Source organism: Streptomyces acidicola (genome assembly GCF_009377235.1).
GTDB lineage: Bacteria > Actinomycetota > Actinomycetes > Streptomycetales > Streptomycetaceae > Streptomyces > Streptomyces acidicola.
The window spans coordinates 1-19,636 of record NZ_VMNX01000177.1; the positions used below are offsets into that span (position 1 = coordinate 1).

The 19,636-nt window shown below is 71.2% G+C and carries 16 protein-coding genes and 1 pseudogene; 11 read left to right on the forward strand and 6 right to left on the reverse strand.

Annotated features, from left to right (window positions below; translation table 11 throughout):
- Window positions 1-400, reverse strand: a pseudogene (locus FPZ41_RS33310) (nuclear transport factor 2 family protein); the annotation flags it as partial.
- Between the two features lie 628 nt (window positions 401-1,028).
- Between FPZ41_RS33310 and hmgA the strand changes: the two are divergent.
- Genes hmgA through FPZ41_RS33325 form a run of 3 tightly spaced genes read left to right on the forward strand, consistent with a single transcriptional unit; the run spans window position 1,029 to window position 4,369 of the window.
- A complete protein-coding gene (gene hmgA / locus FPZ41_RS33315) occupies window positions 1,029-2,354 on the forward strand; it encodes a homogentisate 1,2-dioxygenase (RefSeq protein WP_152867329.1) in 1,326 nt (441 codons plus the stop codon).
- 49 nt (window positions 2,355-2,403) lie between these two features.
- Window positions 2,404-3,153 carry a GntR family transcriptional regulator gene (locus FPZ41_RS33320; RefSeq protein ID WP_322621045.1) on the forward strand — a complete coding sequence of 250 codons (750 nt, stop codon included), beginning with the start codon at window positions 2,404-2,406 and terminating at the stop codon, window positions 3,151-3,153.
- A gap of 25 nt (window positions 3,154-3,178) precedes the next feature.
- Entirely contained in the window at window positions 3,179-4,369 is a 1,191-nt protein-coding gene (locus FPZ41_RS33325; RefSeq protein WP_152867331.1) for a type ISP restriction/modification enzyme, read from the forward strand.
- A gap of 49 nt (window positions 4,370-4,418) precedes the next feature.
- Here FPZ41_RS33325 and FPZ41_RS33330 read toward each other — a convergent pair whose 3' ends face one another.
- The gene (locus tag FPZ41_RS33330; protein WP_152867332.1) at window positions 4,419-5,156 is read right to left on the reverse strand and encodes a TetR/AcrR family transcriptional regulator; all 738 of its coding nucleotides are present in this window, start codon (window positions 5,154-5,156) and stop codon (window positions 4,419-4,421) included.
- Between the two features lie 63 nt (window positions 5,157-5,219).
- Here FPZ41_RS33330 and FPZ41_RS33335 point away from each other — a divergent pair, with 63 nt between their 5' ends.
- The 3 genes from FPZ41_RS33335 to FPZ41_RS33345 are packed head-to-tail and all read left to right on the forward strand — an operon-like array spanning window position 5,220 to window position 8,199.
- Window positions 5,220-6,167: an ATP-binding cassette domain-containing protein gene (locus tag FPZ41_RS33335; RefSeq protein ID WP_152867333.1), complete on the forward strand. Its 948-nt coding sequence runs from the start codon at window positions 5,220-5,222 to the stop codon at window positions 6,165-6,167.
- Window positions 6,164-6,946, forward strand: coding sequence for an ABC transporter permease (locus FPZ41_RS33340; protein ID WP_152867334.1), 783 nt, complete (start codon window positions 6,164-6,166; stop codon window positions 6,944-6,946). Before FPZ41_RS33335 ends, FPZ41_RS33340 begins: the two co-directional genes overlap by 4 nt.
- 44 nt (window positions 6,947-6,990) lie before the next feature.
- Window positions 6,991-8,199 (forward strand): CaiB/BaiF CoA transferase family protein, encoded by a 1,209-nt coding sequence (locus FPZ41_RS33345; protein ID WP_194236294.1) that lies wholly within the window; start codon window positions 6,991-6,993, stop codon window positions 8,197-8,199.
- A gap of 61 nt (window positions 8,200-8,260) precedes the next feature.
- Here FPZ41_RS33345 and FPZ41_RS33350 read toward each other — a convergent pair whose 3' ends face one another.
- From FPZ41_RS33350 to FPZ41_RS33360, 3 genes are all read right to left on the reverse strand, one after another.
- A complete protein-coding gene (locus FPZ41_RS33350) occupies window positions 8,261-8,524 on the reverse strand; it encodes a hypothetical protein (RefSeq protein ID WP_131568184.1) in 264 nt (87 codons plus the stop codon).
- A gap of 115 nt (window positions 8,525-8,639) precedes the next feature.
- Complete coding sequence (locus FPZ41_RS33355) at window positions 8,640-9,458, reverse strand: anti-sigma factor (protein WP_152867336.1); 819 nt, start codon at window positions 9,456-9,458, stop codon at window positions 8,640-8,642.
- Window positions 9,455-9,997: a sigma-70 family RNA polymerase sigma factor gene (locus tag FPZ41_RS33360; protein WP_322621046.1), complete on the reverse strand. Its 543-nt coding sequence runs from the start codon at window positions 9,995-9,997 to the stop codon at window positions 9,455-9,457. The genes FPZ41_RS33355 and FPZ41_RS33360 overlap by 4 nt, the downstream gene beginning before the upstream one ends.
- Before the next feature lie 230 nt (window positions 9,998-10,227).
- Here FPZ41_RS33360 and FPZ41_RS33365 point away from each other — a divergent pair, with 230 nt between their 5' ends.
- The 4 genes from FPZ41_RS33365 (at window position 10,228) to FPZ41_RS33380 (ending at window position 16,904) form a co-directional block, all read left to right on the forward strand.
- Window positions 10,228-11,757 (forward strand): DUF4331 domain-containing protein, encoded by a 1,530-nt coding sequence (locus FPZ41_RS33365; RefSeq protein ID WP_152867338.1) that lies wholly within the window; start codon window positions 10,228-10,230, stop codon window positions 11,755-11,757.
- Between the two features lie 165 nt (window positions 11,758-11,922).
- Window positions 11,923-13,404 carry a tetratricopeptide repeat protein gene (locus tag FPZ41_RS33370; protein ID WP_152867339.1) on the forward strand — a complete coding sequence of 494 codons (1,482 nt, stop codon included), beginning with the start codon at window positions 11,923-11,925 and terminating at the stop codon, window positions 13,402-13,404.
- Window positions 13,401-15,158 (forward strand): nickel transporter, encoded by a 1,758-nt coding sequence (locus FPZ41_RS33375; RefSeq protein WP_322621047.1) that lies wholly within the window; start codon window positions 13,401-13,403, stop codon window positions 15,156-15,158. The genes FPZ41_RS33370 and FPZ41_RS33375 overlap by 4 nt, the downstream gene beginning before the upstream one ends.
- A 63-nt stretch (window positions 15,159-15,221) precedes the next feature.
- The gene (locus FPZ41_RS33380; RefSeq protein ID WP_322621048.1) at window positions 15,222-16,904 is read left to right on the forward strand and encodes a serine/threonine-protein kinase; all 1,683 of its coding nucleotides are present in this window, start codon (window positions 15,222-15,224) and stop codon (window positions 16,902-16,904) included.
- Between the two features lie 54 nt (window positions 16,905-16,958).
- On the opposite strand, the gene FPZ41_RS33385 is transcribed toward FPZ41_RS33380, so the two are convergent.
- Entirely contained in the window at window positions 16,959-17,765 is an 807-nt protein-coding gene (locus tag FPZ41_RS33385; RefSeq protein WP_152867340.1) for an SGNH/GDSL hydrolase family protein, read from the reverse strand.
- Window positions 17,766-18,077: 312 nt separating this feature from the next.
- Here FPZ41_RS33385 and FPZ41_RS33390 point away from each other — a divergent pair, with 312 nt between their 5' ends.
- Window positions 18,078-19,286 (forward strand): S8 family peptidase, encoded by a 1,209-nt coding sequence (locus FPZ41_RS33390; protein WP_152867341.1) that lies wholly within the window; start codon window positions 18,078-18,080, stop codon window positions 19,284-19,286.
- Window positions 19,287-19,636: the final 350 nt, after the last annotated feature.

Genomic DNA, 19,636 nt, shown 5'->3' on the forward strand with positions numbered 1-19,636 from the left:
GGTGGGTGCCGCGGGGGACGAGGTCGCCGGGGAGGCGGTACTCGGTGGTGCGCAGCCGGGTGAGGGGGCAGCCGTCCAGGTAGAGGACGACGGTGCCGCGGCCGGTCACGGCCACCGGCTGGGTACCGGTGGGCGAGAAGCGGAAGTTGCGGACGGTCAGCCGTACGTCCCAGCCGTCGTCGGCGTCCGGCTGGACCTCGATGCCGACGTCCGGGGCGCCCTTCTCGTCGATCTCACGGTAGTGCCGTCCCTTCTCGTCCGTGCCGTCCAGCAGTCTGCCCACGGGTGACGCCGACACCTCTGCCCTCTGCTCGTGCGCGCCGCCATCGCCACAGCCCGCCGCGAGGCCGAGGAGGGCGCAGGCGGCGAGCGCAGCGAGACCTCCGCGCGTCCACGACATGCCGGGAGACTAGAGCACCATTCTCGTTCTTTGGACTGAGCAGAAGTGAGCCTGATCAGCCGCACGCCCCAAACGGTCTTGAGCGCTCCCCCACTGCCTTAAGGGCGTGGGAGGTACCCCCAGGTCCCCGGCGTACTCAACCCCAGGGCAGCGACACGCATCTTGTGCGTGGTCCGATCCCGGGAGGCCAGTTCCCTGTGCGACCTGGCCAGTGGGCACAGCCAGTGGCGACGGGGAGGTCCCGAACCATCACTCCGGTGGAGCGGCGGCCCCGCACGCTGGCGCCGTATCCGGCGTCCCAGATCGCACGATCACGCTAACCCGATCAGCCCAGGGCGCCGCAAGCCCGCGAGCGGACCATCACACGATCGAGCTACGCCGACGTTATGCACACTCCTCGGCGAGCAGTTGGCACACCTCTGACACTCGGATCCCCCTCAGGTCGGGTTCTTGGGCACCTAGGGGGCTTCGGGGAGGGTCTGGCCGATCTTCGACGGGCGCCCGCGACCCCGGTGGCCCGGAACGCCGGTGGCTGAACCGACTCGGGCCGTGGCGCGGATCTCCTCTTGCGCCCAACCCTCCCCAATCCTACGGTGAAGCATAGGAATAATGGCGCGAAGGAGCGATCATGAACGGGGACGCACGGAAGACCGCCGAGCGACTGACCTACCTCTCGGGCTTCGGCAACGAGCACAGCTCGGAGGCGGTCACGGGCGCGCTGCCCGACGGCCGCAACTCGCCCCAGCGCGCTCCCCTCGGCCTCTACGCGGAGCAGCTCAGCGGCACGGCGTTCACCGAGCCCCGGGCGCACAACCGGCGCTCCTGGCTGTATCGGATCCGCCCGTCGGCCGCGCACCCCGCGTTCACGCGCGCGGACAACGGCACGATCCGCACGGCCCCCTTCACCGAGACGGTGCCCGACCCGAACCGGCTGCGCTGGAACCCGCTGCCCCCGCCGCCGGAGGGCACCGACTTCCTCGGCGGCCTGTGGACGCTCGGCGGCAACGGCGACGCGACGCAGCGCACCGGCATGGCGGTGCACCTGTATCACGCCAATTCGTCCATGGACCGCGTCTTCAGCGACGCCGATGGCGAGCTGCTGATCGTCCCCGAGCACGGTGGGCTGTTGCTGCACACCGAGTTCGGTCAACTCCATGTGGAGCCCGCCCATATCGCGCTGATCCCCCGTGGGGTGCGCTTCCGTGTGGAGTTGCTGGACGCCTCCGCCCGCGGCTATGTGTGCGAGAACTATGGAGCCCCGTTCCGCCTCCCCGACCTGGGCCCCATCGGCGCCAACGGCCTCGCGAACGCACGGGACTTCCGGGCACCGGTCGCCGCGTACGAGGACGTCGAGGGCCCGGTGGAGGGGGTCAACAAGTTCTGCGGGAACCTCTGGACGGCGACGTACGACCACTCGCCCCTCGACGTGGTCGCCTGGCACGGCAACCATGTGCCGTACGCCTACGACCTCCGCCGGTTCAATGTGATCGGCACCATCAGCTACGACCACCCCGACCCGTCGATCTTCACGGTGCTGACCTCGCCGAGCGACACCCCGGGGCTGGCCGGCGTCGACTTCGTCGTCTTCGCGCCGCGCTGGCTGGTAGGCGAGAACACGTTCCGGCCGCCGTACTTCCACCGGAACGTGATGAGCGAGTACATGGGGCTCGTCGAGGGCGCGTACGACGCCAAGACCGCGGGGCCCGGGGGCTTCGTGCCGGGCGGGGGTTCACTGCACAACATGATGTCGGCGCACGGCCCGGACCAGGAGACGTTCGACCGGGCGAGCGCCGCCGAGCTGCGGCCGCAGAAGATCGACGACGGGCTGGCGTTCATGTTCGAGACCCGCTGGCCGGTGACCACCACGGCCCAGGCGGCACGGGCCGAACACCTGCAACGGGACTACGACGACGTATGGTCGGGCCTCCAGCGTCACTTCCGCCCGGCCGGCTGATCCCGGCCGCCCGTTGCACACGACGCCCTCGACCGGTACGGATACCGTCGTGACCTCCTTCGCCCCGGACTCGATCGTCCTGAACCGCAAACTGCCGCTCTGGTATCAGGTCTCGCAGTCGCTGCGCGCCTCGATCCTCGGCCGTTCGCCCCGGGACCCGCTGCGTCTGCCGACCGAGGAGCGGCTCGCCGGGCACTACGGGGTGAGCGTGCTGACCATGCGGCAGGCGCTGAAGGAGCTGGAGGACGAGGGACTGATCACCCGGCACCGCCGGCGCGGCACGTTCATCGAGCCGAGCGCCATGCGCGGCGCCCCCGTACGACTGCTCGGCTCGGTGGACGCGATCGTGGCGCAGCAGTCGGGCATGACGACGGAGTTGCTGGACCACAAAACGGTGCCGGTTCCGCCGGAACTGTCCGAGTGCTTCCCGGATCTGGCCGAGGTGGCGACGTACCACCGCCTGCGCGGCGACGAGAAGACGGGCGAGCCGACCAACCACGCCCGCAACCACGTCCGCCCCGAACTCGCCGAGCGCATCGACCACGACGACCTGATCCGCTGGCCCATGACGAAGGTGCTCCGGGACGTCGTGGGCGCGGACATCAGCCGCATCACCGACACCGTGGAGGCGCGACTGGCCGACCCGGAGACGGCGCGTCTGCTCCATGTGCCGCTGCTCAGCCCGATCCTGCACTACACGGGCGTGACGTACGACGCGGACGGCCGGGTGCTGGACGTGGCGGTGATCCACTACCGCGGTGACCGCTTCTCGTTCACCGTCACCCTCGACGCGACATGACCCGCCGCGGGCACCCCGTCGTACGATGCCCGGCGTGACGCACGACGACGCTCCGCTCCTTGCGGACCTCATGCCGTGGTCCGTCGCACCGCCGCGGCTGGGCCGGAGGTGGCCGACGGCCCCCGACGCGGCCTGTCTGAAAGCCCGCTGGGACACCCTCGTGAAGGCCGAGGAGCCGGTCCGTGAGGCCCTGTTCGAGCCCACCCGCTCCCGCACTCTGCACTCGGCCGTGGCCCAGCTGCCGGGCCAGACCAGCGGCACCGGGCGGCTGGCCCGGGAATCGGGACCGTGCCCGGAGCCCGTACGGGCCCTCGCCGCCCCCTTCGACGAGCAGTGGCTCATCCCGGACCACCGGCTGATCGACGCCGCGCGGCCCGAGCTGTGGCGGGTGGCGGACGAGCAGCAGGTGTTCGTGGTCGAGCAGACGGTCGCGCCCGACGTGACCGGCCCGGTCCTGCTCGCCCCGGCCGCGCTGCCGCTGGCCCCGGCCCACGGGCCCCGCACCGGACGCGTCCGGCCCCTCCACCGGCGCCCCGGCGGCCACGAACCGAACCTCGCGCCCGGTCTCACGGCCCACCTCGCCGAACGTCTCGGCACGGCCCCGGAGCCCCTCGACGTCCTGGCCTGGATCCTGACGGCCGCCCGCCCGGGCCCCCGGGGCATCGAGGTCCCGCTGACCGCCCACCCCGGGACCTGGGCCCAGGGTGTCGAGCTGGGCCGCCGGATGCTGTGGCTGATGCGCCGCGACGGCGAACGCCCCAAGCTGCCGGGCGGCCGCCGCCCCTACGTCCGCGCCCCGTTGCCGAGCCGACCCGTCGAACTGTTCTACGACCGCGACGAGGAGGCCCTGCTGGCGGGCGAGGGCCGCATCGCCCCCGTGCCCGCCGAGGCATGGGACTTCCACGTCGGCGGTGTCAGGGTCCTCCAGGCGTGGTTCACCCGGCGAACGGAGCAGGCGGAGCCGGGCACGCTGGAGGCCGTACGCCCGACGTCCTGGCCGCAGACGTGGACGTCGGAGCTGCTGGAGCTGATCACGGTGCTGGCGCTGCTGGCGGAACTCCGGCCGAAGCAGGCGGGCCTGACGGTGGAGGACGCGATCGGCGCGGCCGAGCTGCGCACGGCAGGGGTCCTCCCGGTGCCGGAGCCGGCGCGCCGGCCCGCCTCGGTGCTCGACAGCCACGAAGAGGGCCCCGAGGGACAGCTCGCGCTGATCTAGGGCCACAAGAACGGGCCCTCACTCCCGGGCTGTCATCCGCGGGGCTCATCTAACTCCCGGGGCCGGTTCGGCCCTTGGGGTCGAAGGAGTCCAGCAGCCGCGTCAGTATCCGGTCGAACGCCGCCTCAGGGTCGTCCGGCGGTGCGACGCCCTCGGCGAAGAGGGCCGCCAGGTGCGGATAGTCGCCCGCCGTGACCTGGCTCATCATGTACGCACCCCGCACGGCCTGTTCCCGCTCGGCCGACCAGGGCGCGGAGCGGGTGCGCTCGGCGACGGCCTGCTCGTTGGCGACGTACACCATGACCGACCCGTTGACCATCCCGAACAGCTCCAGCTTCGTACTGGCCGGCACGTCGAGGCTTTCCAGGCAGGCCAGGCACCAGTCGAGACAGCGCAGGGCGTTGGGGCTGATGCTGTAGGCGGTCGACATCACACGGACCAGCCAGGGGTGGCGGCGCATGATGCCGCGGGCCTGGCGGGCGAGGTCGAGCATGTCCGCCCGCCAGTCGCCGCTGGGCTCGCCGGACAGGTCGTACTCCGCGCTGACCAGGTCGACCATCAGCTCGTACAGGTCCTCCTTGCGCGGCACGTAGTTGTAGAGCGACATGGTGCCGCAGCCGATCTCGGCGGCGACGCGGCGCATCGAGACCGCGTCGAGGCCGTCCGCGTCGGCGATACGGACGGCCGCCGCCGCGATGTCGGCCCGGCTGTACGCGGGTTTCGGGCCGCGGCCCGCACGCTCGGGGCGCGCCCAGATCACCTCGGGTTCGGCCGTTCGGCCCGCCATGGATCATCACCTCGCCCACCATCCTAGTTACGTACACCGTACGTAGTGGGGTATGGTCGCCTTATGGATACTACGTACGCTGTACTTAGTGAGGGTCTGGAGAAGCGCTTTCGCGACGTCCGCGCGCTGCGCGGACTGGACCTCGCGGTCTCCCAGGGCACGGTCTGCGGGCTGCTCGGGCCGAACGGCGCGGGGAAGACGACCGCCGTCCGGGTCCTGACCACCCTGCTGGCCCCGGACGCCGGGACGGCCCGGGTGGCCGGGCACGACGTCGTGCGCGAGGCCGCGGCGGTCCGCCGCCGGATCGCGGTCACCGGGCAGTACGCCTCGGTCGACGGCGATCTCACCGGCGCCGAGAACCTGCGCCTGTTCGCCCGTCTGCTGCGCGCGCCGCGCTCACGGACCGACGAGCTGCTGGAGCGCTTCGGACTGGCGGAGGCCGCGGACCGTCCCGCGCGCACCTACTCCGGCGGCATGCGGCGCCGGCTCGACCTGGCGGCCAGCCTCGTCACCCGGCCCGCCGTGCTGTTCCTGGACGAGCCGACGACCGGACTCGACCCGCACAGCAGGAACGACATCTGGGAGGCCGTTCGGGAACTGGCGCGCGACGGCACCACCGTGCTGCTGACCACGCAGTACCTGGAGGAGGCCGACCAACTGGCCGACGACATCGTGCTGATCGACGAGGGCCGGGCCGCCCACCAGGGCACACCGGCCCGGCTCAAGGCACAGATCGGCGCTTACGCCGAAGTGGTCGTCGCCGCGGAGGGCGGTGAGCCCGCGCTGCACGCGGCCGCCGTGGTCCTGGACCAGCTGACCGGCGCGGAGCCGGTGCTCGACCGTGAGCGACGCACCGCCGGGGCGGTCGTCCTGGACCCGGAGCTCACCCTCCCCCGCATCGTCCGCGAGCTCGACGCGGGCCAGGTGCCGGTCGTCGACGCGAGCCTGCGCCCACCCACCCTCGACGAGGTCTTCCTGCGCCTCACCGCCCGCAAGGAGGCCGCCGTATGAGCGCGCTGGTCATCGACGGCACCGCGGTCCTGGTCCGCAACCTCCAGCGGATCCGGCACGCGCCCGCCATCACGGTCCTGACGCAGACGATGCCGATCGTGTTCCTGCTGTTCTTCGGCTACGTCTTCGGCAGCGCGCTCGCCATGCCGGGCGAGGAGTACCGTGCGTTCCTGGTCCCGGGGATGCTCGTGGCGACCGTCGCGAACGGCATCATGACGGGCATGTTCGGCGCCGCCCAGGACGCGCACCGCGGCGTGATGGACCGGTTCCGTACGCTGCCGATGAGCCGCTCCGCCGTCCCCGTGGGCCAGGCGGTGGCCGACCTGCTGACGACCGCGGTCGGGCTCGTTCCGCTGCTGCTGGTCGGGCTCGCGATGGGCTGGCGGATCGAGGGCGGCTGGCCGTCGGCGGTGGGCGCCTTCGGTCTGTTGCTGCTCTTCCGCTTCGCCGCCACCTGGGTCGGCATCCTGCTCGGGCTCGCCTCACGGAGCGAGGAGGCTGCCGGACAGCTCGGCAGCGCGACCTTCATGCTGCCGCTGCTGTCGAACGCGTACATCCCCACGGACGGCCTGCCGGGCTGGCTGCGCACCATCGCCGAGTGGAACCCGATCAGCGCGGTGACGACGGCGCTGCGGGACCTGTTCGGCAACGCCCCGGTGCCGGACGACGGCGCCTGGCCGGTGACCCACCCCGTCGCCGGTTCCCTGCTGTGGTGCGCCGTGCTGATCGCCGTGTTCCTGCCACTGGCCGTACGGCGGTACGCACGCGGCGAACGGTGAGACGGGTCCCCGGGCCACAGATGACAACGGCACGGAACGGGGACATGATCCGTGCCATGCAGCCACTCCCCCTCCCCCTGGACGGCATCACCGTCGTCGCCGTCGAGCAGGCCGTCGCCGCCCCCTTCGCCACCCGGCAGCTCGCCGACCTCGGCGCCCGAGTGATCAAGGTCGAACGGGTGGACGGAGGGGACTTCGCGCGCGGGTACGACACGGCGGCGGGCGGCCTCGCCTCGCACTTCGTGTGGTGCAACCGCGGCAAGGAGTCCATCGCACTGGACCTGAAGGACCCACGGGGCGGGCAGGTCGTACGACGGCTCGTGGCGGACGCGGACGTCTTCGTGCAGAACCTCGCACAGGGCGCGGCAGCCAGGCTCGGCCTGGACGCGGCGACGCTGTGCGCCGCGCACCCGCGGCTGGTCGCGGTGGACATCTCGGGGTACGGGGCGTCGGGACCGTACGCGGACAAGCGGGCGTACGACATGCTCGTGCAGTGCGAGGCGGGGCTGGTGTCGGTGACCGGGACACCGGAGCAGCCGGTGAAGGCGGGGATTCCGGCGGCGGACATCGCGGCGGCCATGTACGCGTTCTCCGGGGTGCTCGCGGCGCTCGTGCGGCGCGGGACGACCGGGCGGGGCGGGCCGGTGGAGGTGTCCATGCTGGAGGCGCTGGCCGAGTGGATGGGGCATCCGCTGCACCACACGATGCACGGCGGAACTCCCCCGGCGCGGACGGGACTCGGTCACGCCGTCATCGCCCCGTACGACGCCTATGCCACGGCTGACGGCGGGCGGGTACTGCTGTCGGTGCAGAACGACCGGGAGTGGCGTCGGCTGGCGGAACAGGTGCTGGAGCGTCCGGAGTTGGGGACCGATCCGGCGTTCGCCACGAACGCGGCCCGGGTCGAGCGCCGGGCACGGACGGACGAGCTGGTGGCCAAGGCCCTGAGCGCGCTCGACACGGACGAGGCCGTGGCCCGGCTGGAGGCGGCCGGGATCGCCTGCGCGCGCCTCAGAGACCTGCACGAGGTGGCGGAGCATCCGCAGTTGAGGGCCCGGGAGCGGTGGCGGGAGGTGGGGACGCCTGCCGGGCCGCTGAGGGCGCTGCTGCCCCCGATCACGCTGCCGGGCGGGGACGCGGCGCGGATGGGGGCCGTGCCCGCGCTCGGGGAACACACCGTGACGCTGCTGCGTGCCGTGGGGATGACGGACGACGAGATCGCAGCGCTACGCCGGGACGGTGTGGTCGCCTGAGCGCGGGTCCTGCGGTGAGCCCTTGGTGAAGCGGGGGCTCCTTGCGGTGAGCCCGTGGTGCTCAGTGGCCGCCGAACAGCGTGCGGCGCAGCCGACGCAGCGGTGCGAAGAGCGAGACCCGGCCGACCCGGCTGCCCTTGCCGCTCCGCTCGTGCGGCTCGCGTGCGGTGAGCTCGCGCATCAGCGAGGTCGCCTCGGCCGTCTCACGCTGTGGCACGGCGGGGCCGGCCAGCACCGAGAGATGTCGGTCGAGGCGCGAACTGGTCGCGCTGCTCCCGCAGGTAATCGCAGGGACTCGTGCCCTGCGCGCTGTTATCTGATCCATGTCACTCCCCACCCGTACGAGTCCGCCCGGCCCGGGCAGGGTAACCCTATCGCCCCCTTGGGGCACTCGTGTATCTCGGTCACAGGATTCATCTACCCCGTAAGGACGTTGACGATTACTCTCCGAATCCGACAGATTTCAGGGCGAGTTGAGTGATCGGTTGGCTGGTGGGCTGAGCTGATCCCCCGTCGGGTTCGACGGTGACGGCGAGTGACGTGGCGTCGCCGTTCATTCCGCCCGTGACCAGGGGTGTGTCGCCCTGGAACAGGCCCAGGGAGTGCGGTTGCGCGTCGGGGCGCATGAGCCAGAGCTGGTGCACGCTACCGCTCGGCGGATCGTCGAGCCCGCTCAGGGTGACGATCGCGCGCCCCTCCTTGACGGAGGCGACGACTCCGATCCCTCGGCCCTGGGCGTCCCGCTCACTGGTGGCGCGGGCGTCGGGCGCGGAGAGAATGTTGGCGATCTCACGTGACCGGTCCCGCTCCGCCTCCAGCTGGTCCTGTGTGCGCGTCGCCTGCACGGCGAAGAGGGAGGCCACGACGAGCGCCGCCGCGGCCGTGGCGGTGGCCAGCGGCGCGAGCAGCGAGCGCATCCGGGGCGCGCGCCTCGGGGGCGGTGGCGGTTCGGTGCCCCACACATGGGCCGGCAGATGGTGGGGGCGTGCGGGGGCGGCGCTCCGGGACGGGGCCTCCTGCGGCATGGTGCGTACGGCGGCGAGAACGCGGTCGCGCATCGCGGGCGGAGCCTGGGCCGCGGTCGACCACGCCAGCCGCACCGCGTCCTCGGACAGTGCCCGCACCTCGGTGGTACACCGGTCGCACTTCTTGAGGTGCTTCTCGAACCGCATCCGCTCGTGGGGCTCCAGCGCGTCCAGCGCGTAAGGCGCGGCGAGCGAGTGCAGATCCCGCCGCGACGACCTGCCGAACAGACTCATGCGGCACCTCCCAGGCACTCGCGCATCCGGGTCAGGCCGTCACGCATACGGGTCTTGACCGTGCCGAGCGGCAGGGACAGCTGTTCGGCGACCTCACGGTACGTGTAGCCGTCGTAGTAGGCGAGCGTGACCGACTGGCGCTGCAGGTTGGTGAGCCGGTCGAGGCAGTGGCGCACCCACTCCCGTTCGAGGCCGGCCTCCACCTCCTCGGCGACCTGGTCGAACGCGGGGTGGTGGGCCCGCATGCCCTCGCGCTGCTCGCGTTCGGTGGCCGCGCGGGCGCTGCGCACCCGGTCGACGGCGCGGCGGTGCGCGAGCGTGAGGATCCAGGACAGGGCGCTGCCCCGGCCGGGGTCGAACCGCGCGGCGGAGCGCCACAGCTCCAGCAGCACCTCCTGCGCCACCTCCTCCGACTGGGCCGGGTCGCGCACGACTCGGCGCACCAACCCGAACACGGGCCCGGACACCAGTCCGTACAGCTCCTCGAAGGCATTCTGGTCACCTCGGGCCACCCGGACCAGAAGTTCGTCCGCCTCCACTCGCTCCCCCTCTGCTCCGGCCGGACCGCACGGCCATCCCCTCGTGTAGGGCATTCGCAACGAACCCACCTCCGGATGGAGTTACGGATCAGCCTGTCCGAAGACTCGGTCACCGGCCGCTGAAACAAGATCTCAAACACTGCGTAAGAACGTTTGAGATTCGACCAATCCGCACTGCCGACCGCTCCGAATGGCGTTCGTCAGGCAAGTTGGGACAGAGGACGGACGGCATGACACCTACTTCCAGGGGCGGCTCGGGGCGCAGGAACATCGCGACCCTCATCTGTGGTGCGCTGGCTGCCGGGGGGCTCGCAGCCGCCGGCGTGACCGCGCTGGAACCGGGGGCGGCCTCCGCCTCCAGCCACCGGGAGGCCCCCCTCATCTCAGGGACGCCCCAGTTCGACAACACGGACCTGTACGCGTTCGTCAGCCCGGACAAGCCGGACACGACGACGATCGTGGCGAACTGGATACCCCTCCAGGAACCGGCGGGCGGACCGAACTTCTACACGTTCGCCGAGGACGCCCAGTACGACATCCGCATCGACCAGGACGGCGACGCGCAGGAAGACCTGATCTTCCGCTACACGTTCAAGACGAAGACGAAGAACGACAAGAGCTTCCTGTACAACACGGGCACGGTCGAGAGCCTCGACGACGAGACCCTGAACATCACGCAGACGTACGACATCGAGCTCATCAAGCTGAAGAACCGGCGCGCGGTGTCCAAGACGCAGCTCGCGGACGATGTGCGGGTGGCGCCGTCGAACGTCGGCAAGGCGTCGATGCCGGACTACAAGAAGCTGCGCGACGAGGCGGTCTACGAGACCGCGAGCGGTGTGACGACGTTCGCCGGACAGGCCGACGATCCGTTCTTCCTGGACCTGCGCGTGTTCGACCTGCTGTACGGCGGTGACCTCTCCGAGGTCGGGCGGGACACCCTCAAGCAGTACAACGTCAACTCGATAGCCCTGCAGGTGCCGAGCGAAGCGATCACCGAGTCGCACGAGCAGCCGATCGTCGGCGTCTGGTCCACGACCCAGCGCAAGGGCGCGGACGGCGAGTTCCGCCAGGTCTCGCGCCTCGGCATGCCGCTGGTCAACGAGGTCGTCAACCCGATCAAGGACAAGGACACGTTCAACGCGTCCTCTCCCGTGGACGACGCCCAGTTCCTGAAGAACGTCACCGAGCCCGAACTGCCCAAGCTCATCGAGGCGATCTACAAGATCCCAGCGCCCGACGAGCCGCGCAACGACCTGGTCGACGTCTTCCTCAAGGGCGTCGAGGGCCTCAACCAGCCGCCGCACGTCACCCCGTCGGAGATGCTGCGCCTCAACACCTCCATCGAGCCCACCAAGAAGCCGAAGCGGCTCGGTGTGCTCGACGGTGACAACCAGGGCTTCCCGAACGGACGCCGGCTCACCGACGACGTGATCGACATCGCGCTGCAGGTCGTCGAGGGCGAGCTGCTCGGTGCCAAGAACGACCTGGGCGACGCGGTCGACAAGAACGACAAGAAGTTCGGCCACTCCTTCCCGTACGTGGGTCTGCCGACGGCCGGTTCGCGTGGCAAGACCGTCGAGGGCAACACCACGGACAACGTGCGCAGCGCGCTGGACGGCGGCGTGACCGCCGCGGGCAGCGGCACCGACACCACGCTGATCGCGAGCTCCGCGGCGGCGGGCGCGGGCGGCGTCCTGATCATCGGCACCGGCCTGTTCTGGTGGCGCCGCCGGCAGAACGACCGGGCGTACTACTGACCGGCCCCCGGACCGGGCCGGTGAACGGCCCGGTCCCGCACCGGACCCGCTGAACGGTCCGGACCCCGAACTGGCGCGGCCCGCACCCATCCATCCCCCACGGCGCGGGCCGCGCCTCCCTTCGGTCACCACGAACCTTCCCGTCACGGAACCCGAGGAGAGGGCATGTCCCCGCGTACGAACGAGAGCGCGCCCGAGGGCGAGCGTCCGGACGAGGACACGGCTGCCCTCGCCGACGACGCACGCGACGTCACCGGTGAACCCGAAACGGTCGGGGCCGCGCGTAAACCCGAAGCGGTCAAGGCCGAGCGTGGGCCCGGCGCGTCGAAGCGACGCCGCGTGCTGCACCTCACCGCGTGCGCGGCCGCGCTGGCCGTCGCGATCACCTCCGGAGCCATCGCGCTGGGCAACCGGCAGGAGCGGTCGGTGAGCGCGTCCAGCTCACCGGGTGTCACGGCGGAGCTGCTCGCCGGCGGGGACCTCGACGCGAACATCGCCACCCTCCAGAACCATCTCCGCGGCCAGCCGAAGGACTTCACCTCCTGGGCCACACTGGGCCTCGCCTACGTGGAGCAGGCTCGCACCAAGGGCGACCCCTCCCGCTACCCGCAGGCCGACAAGGCCCTGAAGCGCTCCCTGGACCTGCGTCCGGACAACGACCCGGCGCTCGCGGGACAGGCGGCACTCGCCGCGGCCCGCCACGACTTCAAGGACGCGCTGCGCTACGCCGACCTGGCACTGGAACAGAACCCGTACAGCGAACGGGCGCTGGCCACGCGGATCGACGCCCTGGTGGAACTCGGCCGCTACGACGACGCCTCGAAGGCCGCCGACCTGGCGGACGACCGGCGCCCCGGCATCCCCGTCTTCACGCGCTACGCGTACGTGCGCGAGCTGCGCGGCGACACGAAGACCGCCGAGCGGGTCCTGAAGCAGGCCCTCACCTCCGCGACCGGACGCCCCGACATCGCGTACGTGGCCACGCAGCTCGGCCAACTCGCCTGGAGGCAGGGCGACCACAAGGGCGCGCTCAGCCACTACGCCCGAGCGCTGGCCGCCGACGACGAGTACGTCCCCGCACTGGAGGGCCGCGCCCGCGCCGAGGCCGCGAGCGGCGACCGGGACGGCGCGATCCGCACCCTGGAACAGGTCGTCTCCCGCTATCCGCTGCCCGGACCGCTCGTCGAGCTGGGCGAGCTGTACGAGCTGAAGGGCGACAAGGCGAAGGCCCGCGACCAGTACACGCTGGTGAACGCCTGGACCTCGATCGCGCGCGCCAACGGCGTCAACGCCGACCTCGACACCGCGCTCGCCGATGCCGACCACGGTGACCGCAAGGCGGCCCTGCGCGCGGCCCGCACCGAGTGGAAGCTCCGGCAGACGGTCCACACGGCGGACGCGCTCGCCTGGGCGCTGCATGTCAACGGCCGCAGCGACGAGGCGCTGCCGTACGCGCGCCGCGCGGCCGCCACCGGCTACAAGGACGCGACGTTCCGCTACCACCGCGGGATGATCGAGCAGGCCACGGGCAACGACGAGAAAGCCCGGCGCTCACTTGAGGCTGCGCTCGACCTCAACTCCGGCTTCTCCCCGCTGGGCGCGGAGAAGGCCCGTAAGGCGCTCAAGGCTCTGGAGGCGGCCAAGTGACGTTCCACCGGCGTGTCTTCGCCTCCTGCACGGCGGTCTTCGTGGCCGTCTGCGCGCTCGTGCTGCTCCCCGCCTCGGCCGCGAGCGCGCATCCCCTCGGCAACTTCACCGTCAACCGGTACGACGGTCTCGTCGCCGCCTCCGGCACGCTGCGCGTCCTCCACATCGAGGACCTGGCGGAGATCCCGGCGACCCAGGCCGAGCCCGCCATCAAGGAGCAGGGCATGGAGAAGTGGGCCGAGGCGCGGTGCGCGACGGCCGCCCGGGACAGCGAGGTCACCGTCGGCGGCAAGGACGTGGCCCTGGCCGTCGGGTCGAGCCGTGCCGAGGAACGGCCCGGACAGGCCGGGCTCACGACCCTGCGCGTGGAGTGCGGGCTGACCGCGCCCCTCCCCGACCGGTCGACCTCGGTGCGCTTCCAGGCCGCCGTGGACTCCGGCCCGGGGTGGCGCGAGGTCACCGCCCGGGGCGACCGGATGACGCTCACGGAGTCGGACGTGCCCGAGACGTCCGTGTCCCGGCAGCTGACCAGCTACCCGAAGGAGTTGCTGTCGTCGCCGGAGGACACCGCGTCGGCGTCCCTGGAGGTACGGCCGGGCGGACCGGCGCTGGCCGCAGACGGGGACGACGCGCCCGGCGCCTCGATCCTGCCGCGCGGGGCGGACCGCTGGACGAAGGCGCTCGACGACCTGGTGGCCCGTCAGGACCTGTCCATCGGCTTCGCGGCGCTGGCCCTGGGCATCGCCGTGTTCCTCGGGGCGATGCACGCGATGGCCCCCGGCCATGGCAAGACGATCATGGCGGCGACCGCCGCGGCCCGCGGGAACGCCACGTTCCGCGATGTCCTGCCCATGATCGTGTCGGTGACGATCACGCACACCCTCGGCGTGGTCGCCCTGGGCCTGCTGATCGCCGCCGGATCGTCCGCCGCGCCGTCCGTGATCACGTGGCTCGGCATCGCGAGCGGCCTCCTCGTCATGGCGGCGGGCGTGAGCCTCGTACGCCGTGCCGTGCTGAACCGGAAGCTCATGCGGCAGCATGCGCGGGACCAGCACGGCCGGCACGACCACGACCACACGCACCACCACGACGAGCAGGACCACCACGAGCACGCCGACGCCCCCGCTCACGAGCCGGAGCGCGCGCTGGTCCTCGCCCACGCCCACGCGGACGGTGCGAGCCACACCAAAGAGCACAGCCCGCCCAAGGCCCGCGCGCTGGCGCACTCCCACGCACCGGAGCAGGCACACGCCACAGCCCACCGTCACGACCACGGCCACACGCACGATCACGAACACACGCACGACCACGACCACGACCACGACCACTCACACGACCGCAAGCGCACCCTCTTCGGCGGCAGCATCACCCACACCCACGGCGGCTTCACCCACAGCCACCCGGTGGCCCCCACCGTCCGCGGCACGATCCTGCTCGGTTTCGCGGGCGGGCTGGTGCCCAGTCCTTCGGCGGTGGTCGTGCTCGTGGGCGCCGCCGCGCTGGGGAAGGCGTGGTTCGGGCTGGTGCTCGTGCTGGCGTTCGGCGTCGGCCTGGCGCTCACGCTGACGGGCGTCGGGTTCGCCGTCGTCCGGGCGGGCGACGGGATGACGCGGCTGCTGGACCGGCGCCCCCGGCTGGCCGGCGGCCCGGCCGTCGCGCTGCTGCGCAGGACCATGCCCCTGGTGTCGGCGCTCGTCGTCGTCGCCCTCGGGGCCGGATTGGTACTCAAGGGGGCGGCATCGGCACTCGGTTGAGCTACTTTTGGGGAGATATAACGCGGAGTGGAGGAATCGCACAGCTGCGATGGGGGGACACCCGTGTCCGAAGAACCAGGCATTGAGCGTGTGATCGCGGGGCGCTACCGCCTGCTGTCCCCTCTCGGCGAGGGCGGCATGGGGACCGTGTGGCGGGCCCTCGACGAGGTCCTGCACCGCGAGGTCGCCGTCAAGGAGGTGCGCGCCCCGGCCGGGCTCCCGACGCCCGAGGTGGAGCGGATGTACGCCCGCCTGGAGCGCGAGGCCTGGGCCGCGGCCCGGGTGGCGAACCCGAACGTGGTGACGGTCTACGACGTGGCCATGGAGGAGGGCCGCCCCTGGATCGTCATGGAGCTGGTCCGCGGTCTCTCGCTCGCCGACGTACTGGACGCCGAGGGCCCGCTCTCCCCGCAGCGCACCGCGTTCATCGGCGCCGAGATCCTCGCCGCGCTCCGCGCCGCCCACGAGGCGGGGGTGCTGCACCGGGACGTGAAGCCGGCCAATGTGCTGATGGCGAACGACGGGCGCGTCGTCCTGACCGACTTCGGCATCGCCATGGTCGAGGGCAGTTCCGCGCTCACCATGACCGGCGAGGTCGTGGGCTCGCCCGAGTTCCTCGCGCCGGAGCGGGCACTGGGCCGCAGGCCCGGCCCCGAGTCGGATCTGTGGTCGCTGGGTGTGCTGCTGTACGCGGCGGTCGAGGGCAGCTCGCCCTTCCGTCAGAACACTCCGCTGAGCACCCTGCGGGCGGTCGTCGACGAGGAACTGCCCTCGCCTCTCCGGGCCGGCCCGCTGACCCCGGTCATCGAAGGGCTGCTGCGCAAGGAGCCGGCGGAGCGCATCCCGGCCGAGCGGGCGGCGGAGGACCTGCGGACGATCGCGTCCGGCGGCACTCCACGCCCGGGCGCGGCCACCTCCACCCCGTACGCCCCGACCGTGGCCTTCCCTGACCCGACCCCGTCCGCGCGGACCAGTCCCTACCAGAACCAGTCCCCGTCCCCGCCGTACCCCGTCCCCGGGGCCGCCACCCAATCCGGGGCCTCACCCGCTCCCGCACGACCCGACCGGAACCGGCGCGCCGCGGCCTTCGTGGTCACCGGCACGGTCCTTCTCGCGCTGGCCCTGGCCGGACTGACGTACGCCCTGCTGAACCGCGGCGACGGGAGCGGTAGCGGGGGCGACACGGCGAACAGCGGGGGCGCCTCGAGCAGTGCGAACGGCGGGAGCGACACCCGCGGTTCGGGCGGCGACGACAAGACGACCGACAGCGGCAACGGAGGCGGTGACAGCACCCCGCCCGAGGGCGAACGGACGACGACCCCGTCGGCCCAGTCCGTAAAGGTGACGCTTCAGGGCGAGAACACTCAGTACACCGGCCCCTGCCCGCCGCCGCGCGACCAAGCGCCTGTCTTCACGGCCACGTTCACCGTGGGCAGCGTGCCGGTGGAGATCCGGTACCGCTGGGTGGCCAAGAGCGGCAGCATCTCGGATCGCGGCTGGAAGACGCTGTCGTTCCCGGCCGGAGGCGGGAAGACCCAGCAGGACTCCGTCACCGCGACGACGGAGTCCGACGAAGGCACGTTCAACGAGGAGATCAGCGTCGAGGTCCACGAACCGGTGCGGACCGAGTCCAACTCGGTGCCGTTCTCGGTGACCTGCAAGAAGGAGACCCCGACGAACGGGGCCTCCCCTTCCCTCTCGGCCAACGCACTCGCCCCGAACGGAGCGAGCAGGCCGCTTCCCTGAATCAGCGACGTCCCTGGTTCAGGCGACGTCCTTGAATCAGGAGGAGTCCTTGAATCAGGCGGCGTTCCTGAACACGGGCAGATAGCCGAGCGTCTGGCCGCCCGTCGTCGGGTGGTACGACTCGCCGATGTCCAACCAGTTGACACTGTGCAGCCAGGCGGTGCCCGAGCAGATCTCGTGGCCGGTGAAGGCGGTACGGACGTCAGCGAAGGTGAAGCCGTGGGCGCCGGCTCGCCTGGCGATGGCGTCGTTCATGTAGTCGGACGCGTTGTTGATCGCGGACCGCTTGGTCTCGGAGAGGCCGAGACAATCCTGGCCCAGCTTGTAGAACCGCGGGTAGCCGAGCACGACGACGCGAGCCGAGGGGGCCTTGGTCCGGATCGCCGAGTACACGCTGTCGAGCCGTCCGGGCAGCGTCGAGTCGACGAACGCCCTCGCTGTGTTGATGCGCGAGAGGCAGGTGTTGTCGTTGGAGAGGACACAGGTCGTCATGACGTCGGCGAAGCCCGCGTCGTTGCCGCCGATACTGATCGACACGAGGCCGGTGCCGGAGTTCAGCGGGCCCAGCTGACTGGCCGTGACATCGCTCGTCACGGCGCCTGAGCAGGCCATGAAGTCGAAGGACGAAGGTGAGCTGGAGGCGGCCCAGAGATACGGGTACGCCTTCGTTGAGCGCTTGCAGTCGCCGCTGGAACTGATGTAGTTGCCCGCCCCGAGACCCGAGGAGTAGGAGTCGCCGAGGGCCACATAGCCGGTGGCCGCGGCCTCTTGGGATGCCTGTGCCGCCGTGGCCCCGGTGAGGGCGATGCCGACGGCGAGGAGGAGCGAGGCCGCATATGCCGTAAATCTGGAACGTCTCATGGAGTCTCCCTTTAGCAGGATCACTGCCTGAACTGTGGTACCAGCTACACGCGTTGACTGGAAGTGTTCATGCCAATACTTTCCCTCTGGACAAGAGCGGGAGCCGTCCGCTCAGCGGACACTTTGTTACGTGAACATGACAGAATCGTGACAAGGGCTCAACTCCCTTGATGTACACGCGTAGATCACTCAGTCTTTACCCAGCCCGGAGTGGAAGGCGACGCTCCGGGTCGTGTGTGCGAAGACGTGCGCACCCCCCACAGTCGTGCGCCACACCCCGGCGCACGCTGCCAAGAGGAGGACTCCCTCGTAATGGCACAGCTGCGTAGCAAGAAGATCCGGATCGCCGCCCTCACCACCGTGACGACAGCCGCCCTCCTGGGCGGACTCACGGCCCTTCCCGCCCAGGCCGCGCCGGCCGAGGGCAAGGTGCTCTCGGCCGATTCCCCCACCGCGATCAAGGGCAGCTACATCGTCACGCTCAAGAAGGGCGAGGCGGGCCTGAAGGCCTCGTCCAGCCAGGGCAAGGGCCTGATCAAGACGTACGGCGGCACGGTGAAGAAGACGTTCAGCCACGCGCTGAACGGCTACTCGGCCAACCTCTCGGAGACCGAGGCGAAGAGACTCGCCGCCGACCCGGCGGTGGCCTCCGTCGAGCAGAACCAGACCGTCAAGGTGGACGCCACGCAGTCCAACGCCCCGTGGGGCCTGGACCGCATCGACCAGACGTCGCTGCCGCTGTCCGGCACGTACACCTACCCGGACTCAGCGGGCAGCGGTGTCACGGCGTACGTCATCGACACCGGCGTCCGCATCAGCCACCAGCAGATCGCCGGCCGGGCCACCAACGGCTACGACGCCGTGGACGGCGACAACGTCGCCCAGGACGGCAACGGTCACGGCACCCACGTCGCCACCACCATCGCGGGCTCGACCTACGGCGTCGCCAAGGCCGCGAAGATCGTGGCGGTCCGCGTGCTCGACAACGCGGGCTCCGGCACCACGGCGGGCGTGGTCGCGGGCATCGACTGGGTGACCGCGAACCACAGCGGCCCCTCGGTCGCCAACATGTCCCTCGGCGGCGGCGCCTCCACCGCGCTGGACACGGCCGTCCGCAACTCCATAGCCAGCGGCGTGACCTACGCGATCGCGGCCGGCAACAGCAACGCCAACGCCTCCTCGTACTCCCCGGCCCGCGTCACCGAGGCGATCACGGTCGGCGCCACCACGAACACGGACGCGAGGGCCAGCTACTCGAACTACGGCTCGGTCCTGGACATCTTCGCGCCCGGCTCCTCGATCACGGCGGGCTGGAACACCAGCGACACCGCGACGAACACCATCTCGGGCACGTCGATGGCCACCCCGCACGTCGCGGGCGCGGCGGCGATCTACCTTGGCGGCAACACCTCGGCCACCCCGGCCCAGGTCGCCACGGCCCTCACGAACGGCGCCACCTCGGGCGTGGTCACCAGCCCGGGCACCGGCTCCCCGAACCGTCTCCTGAAGGTCGTCCAGTAACACCGGGAGCGGTTCTCTAGCACCCTGAACGTGCGGGTGCAACAGCAACTCGCCCGACCTGCACAGGAGTTCCCCGGAGGCACCCCATGCCTCCGGGGAACTCTCGTATACGCCCACAGGTTCTTTGCCTGGACATGACGCAGGCGGGCGTCGCCGCGTTCCGCGTCCTGACTCCCCATCTTGACTCCCCCGCGCCACTGAGCGACATTGAAGCCCGGCATCCGGCGCTTCGGGGGGCAAAGTCGCCAATGCAGACCATACGTATCAAGCCATCGCCATCAGGGCCGCCCTCCAGATCCATGACCGGGGACGGGAAGGTGCCGGTGGCGTGGGCCCCGAAGGGCGCCTGG

Coding starts and splice junctions, on each gene's coding strand:
- hmgA (WP_152867329.1), top strand. CDS start 1,029: ATGAACGGGGACGCACGGAAGACCGCCGAGCGACTGACCTACCTCTCG.
- FPZ41_RS33325 (WP_152867331.1), top strand. CDS start 3,179: ATGCCCGGCGTGACGCACGACGACGCTCCGCTCCTTGCGGACCTCATG.
- FPZ41_RS33330 (WP_152867332.1), bottom strand. CDS start 5,156: ATGGCGGGCCGAACGGCCGAACCCGAGGTGATCTGGGCGCGCCCCGAG.
- FPZ41_RS33335 (WP_152867333.1), top strand. CDS start 5,220: ATGGATACTACGTACGCTGTACTTAGTGAGGGTCTGGAGAAGCGCTTT.
- FPZ41_RS33340 (WP_152867334.1), top strand. CDS start 6,164: ATGAGCGCGCTGGTCATCGACGGCACCGCGGTCCTGGTCCGCAACCTC.
- FPZ41_RS33345 (WP_194236294.1), top strand. CDS start 6,991: ATGATCCGTGCCATGCAGCCACTCCCCCTCCCCCTGGACGGCATCACC.
- FPZ41_RS33350 (WP_131568184.1), bottom strand. CDS start 8,524: ATGGATCAGATAACAGCGCGCAGGGCACGAGTCCCTGCGATTACCTGC.
- FPZ41_RS33355 (WP_152867336.1), bottom strand. CDS start 9,458: ATGAGTCTGTTCGGCAGGTCGTCGCGGCGGGATCTGCACTCGCTCGCC.
- FPZ41_RS33365 (WP_152867338.1), top strand. CDS start 10,228: ATGACACCTACTTCCAGGGGCGGCTCGGGGCGCAGGAACATCGCGACC.
- FPZ41_RS33370 (WP_152867339.1), top strand. CDS start 11,923: ATGTCCCCGCGTACGAACGAGAGCGCGCCCGAGGGCGAGCGTCCGGAC.
- FPZ41_RS33385 (WP_152867340.1), bottom strand. CDS start 17,765: ATGAGACGTTCCAGATTTACGGCATATGCGGCCTCGCTCCTCCTCGCC.
- FPZ41_RS33390 (WP_152867341.1), top strand. CDS start 18,078: ATGGCACAGCTGCGTAGCAAGAAGATCCGGATCGCCGCCCTCACCACC.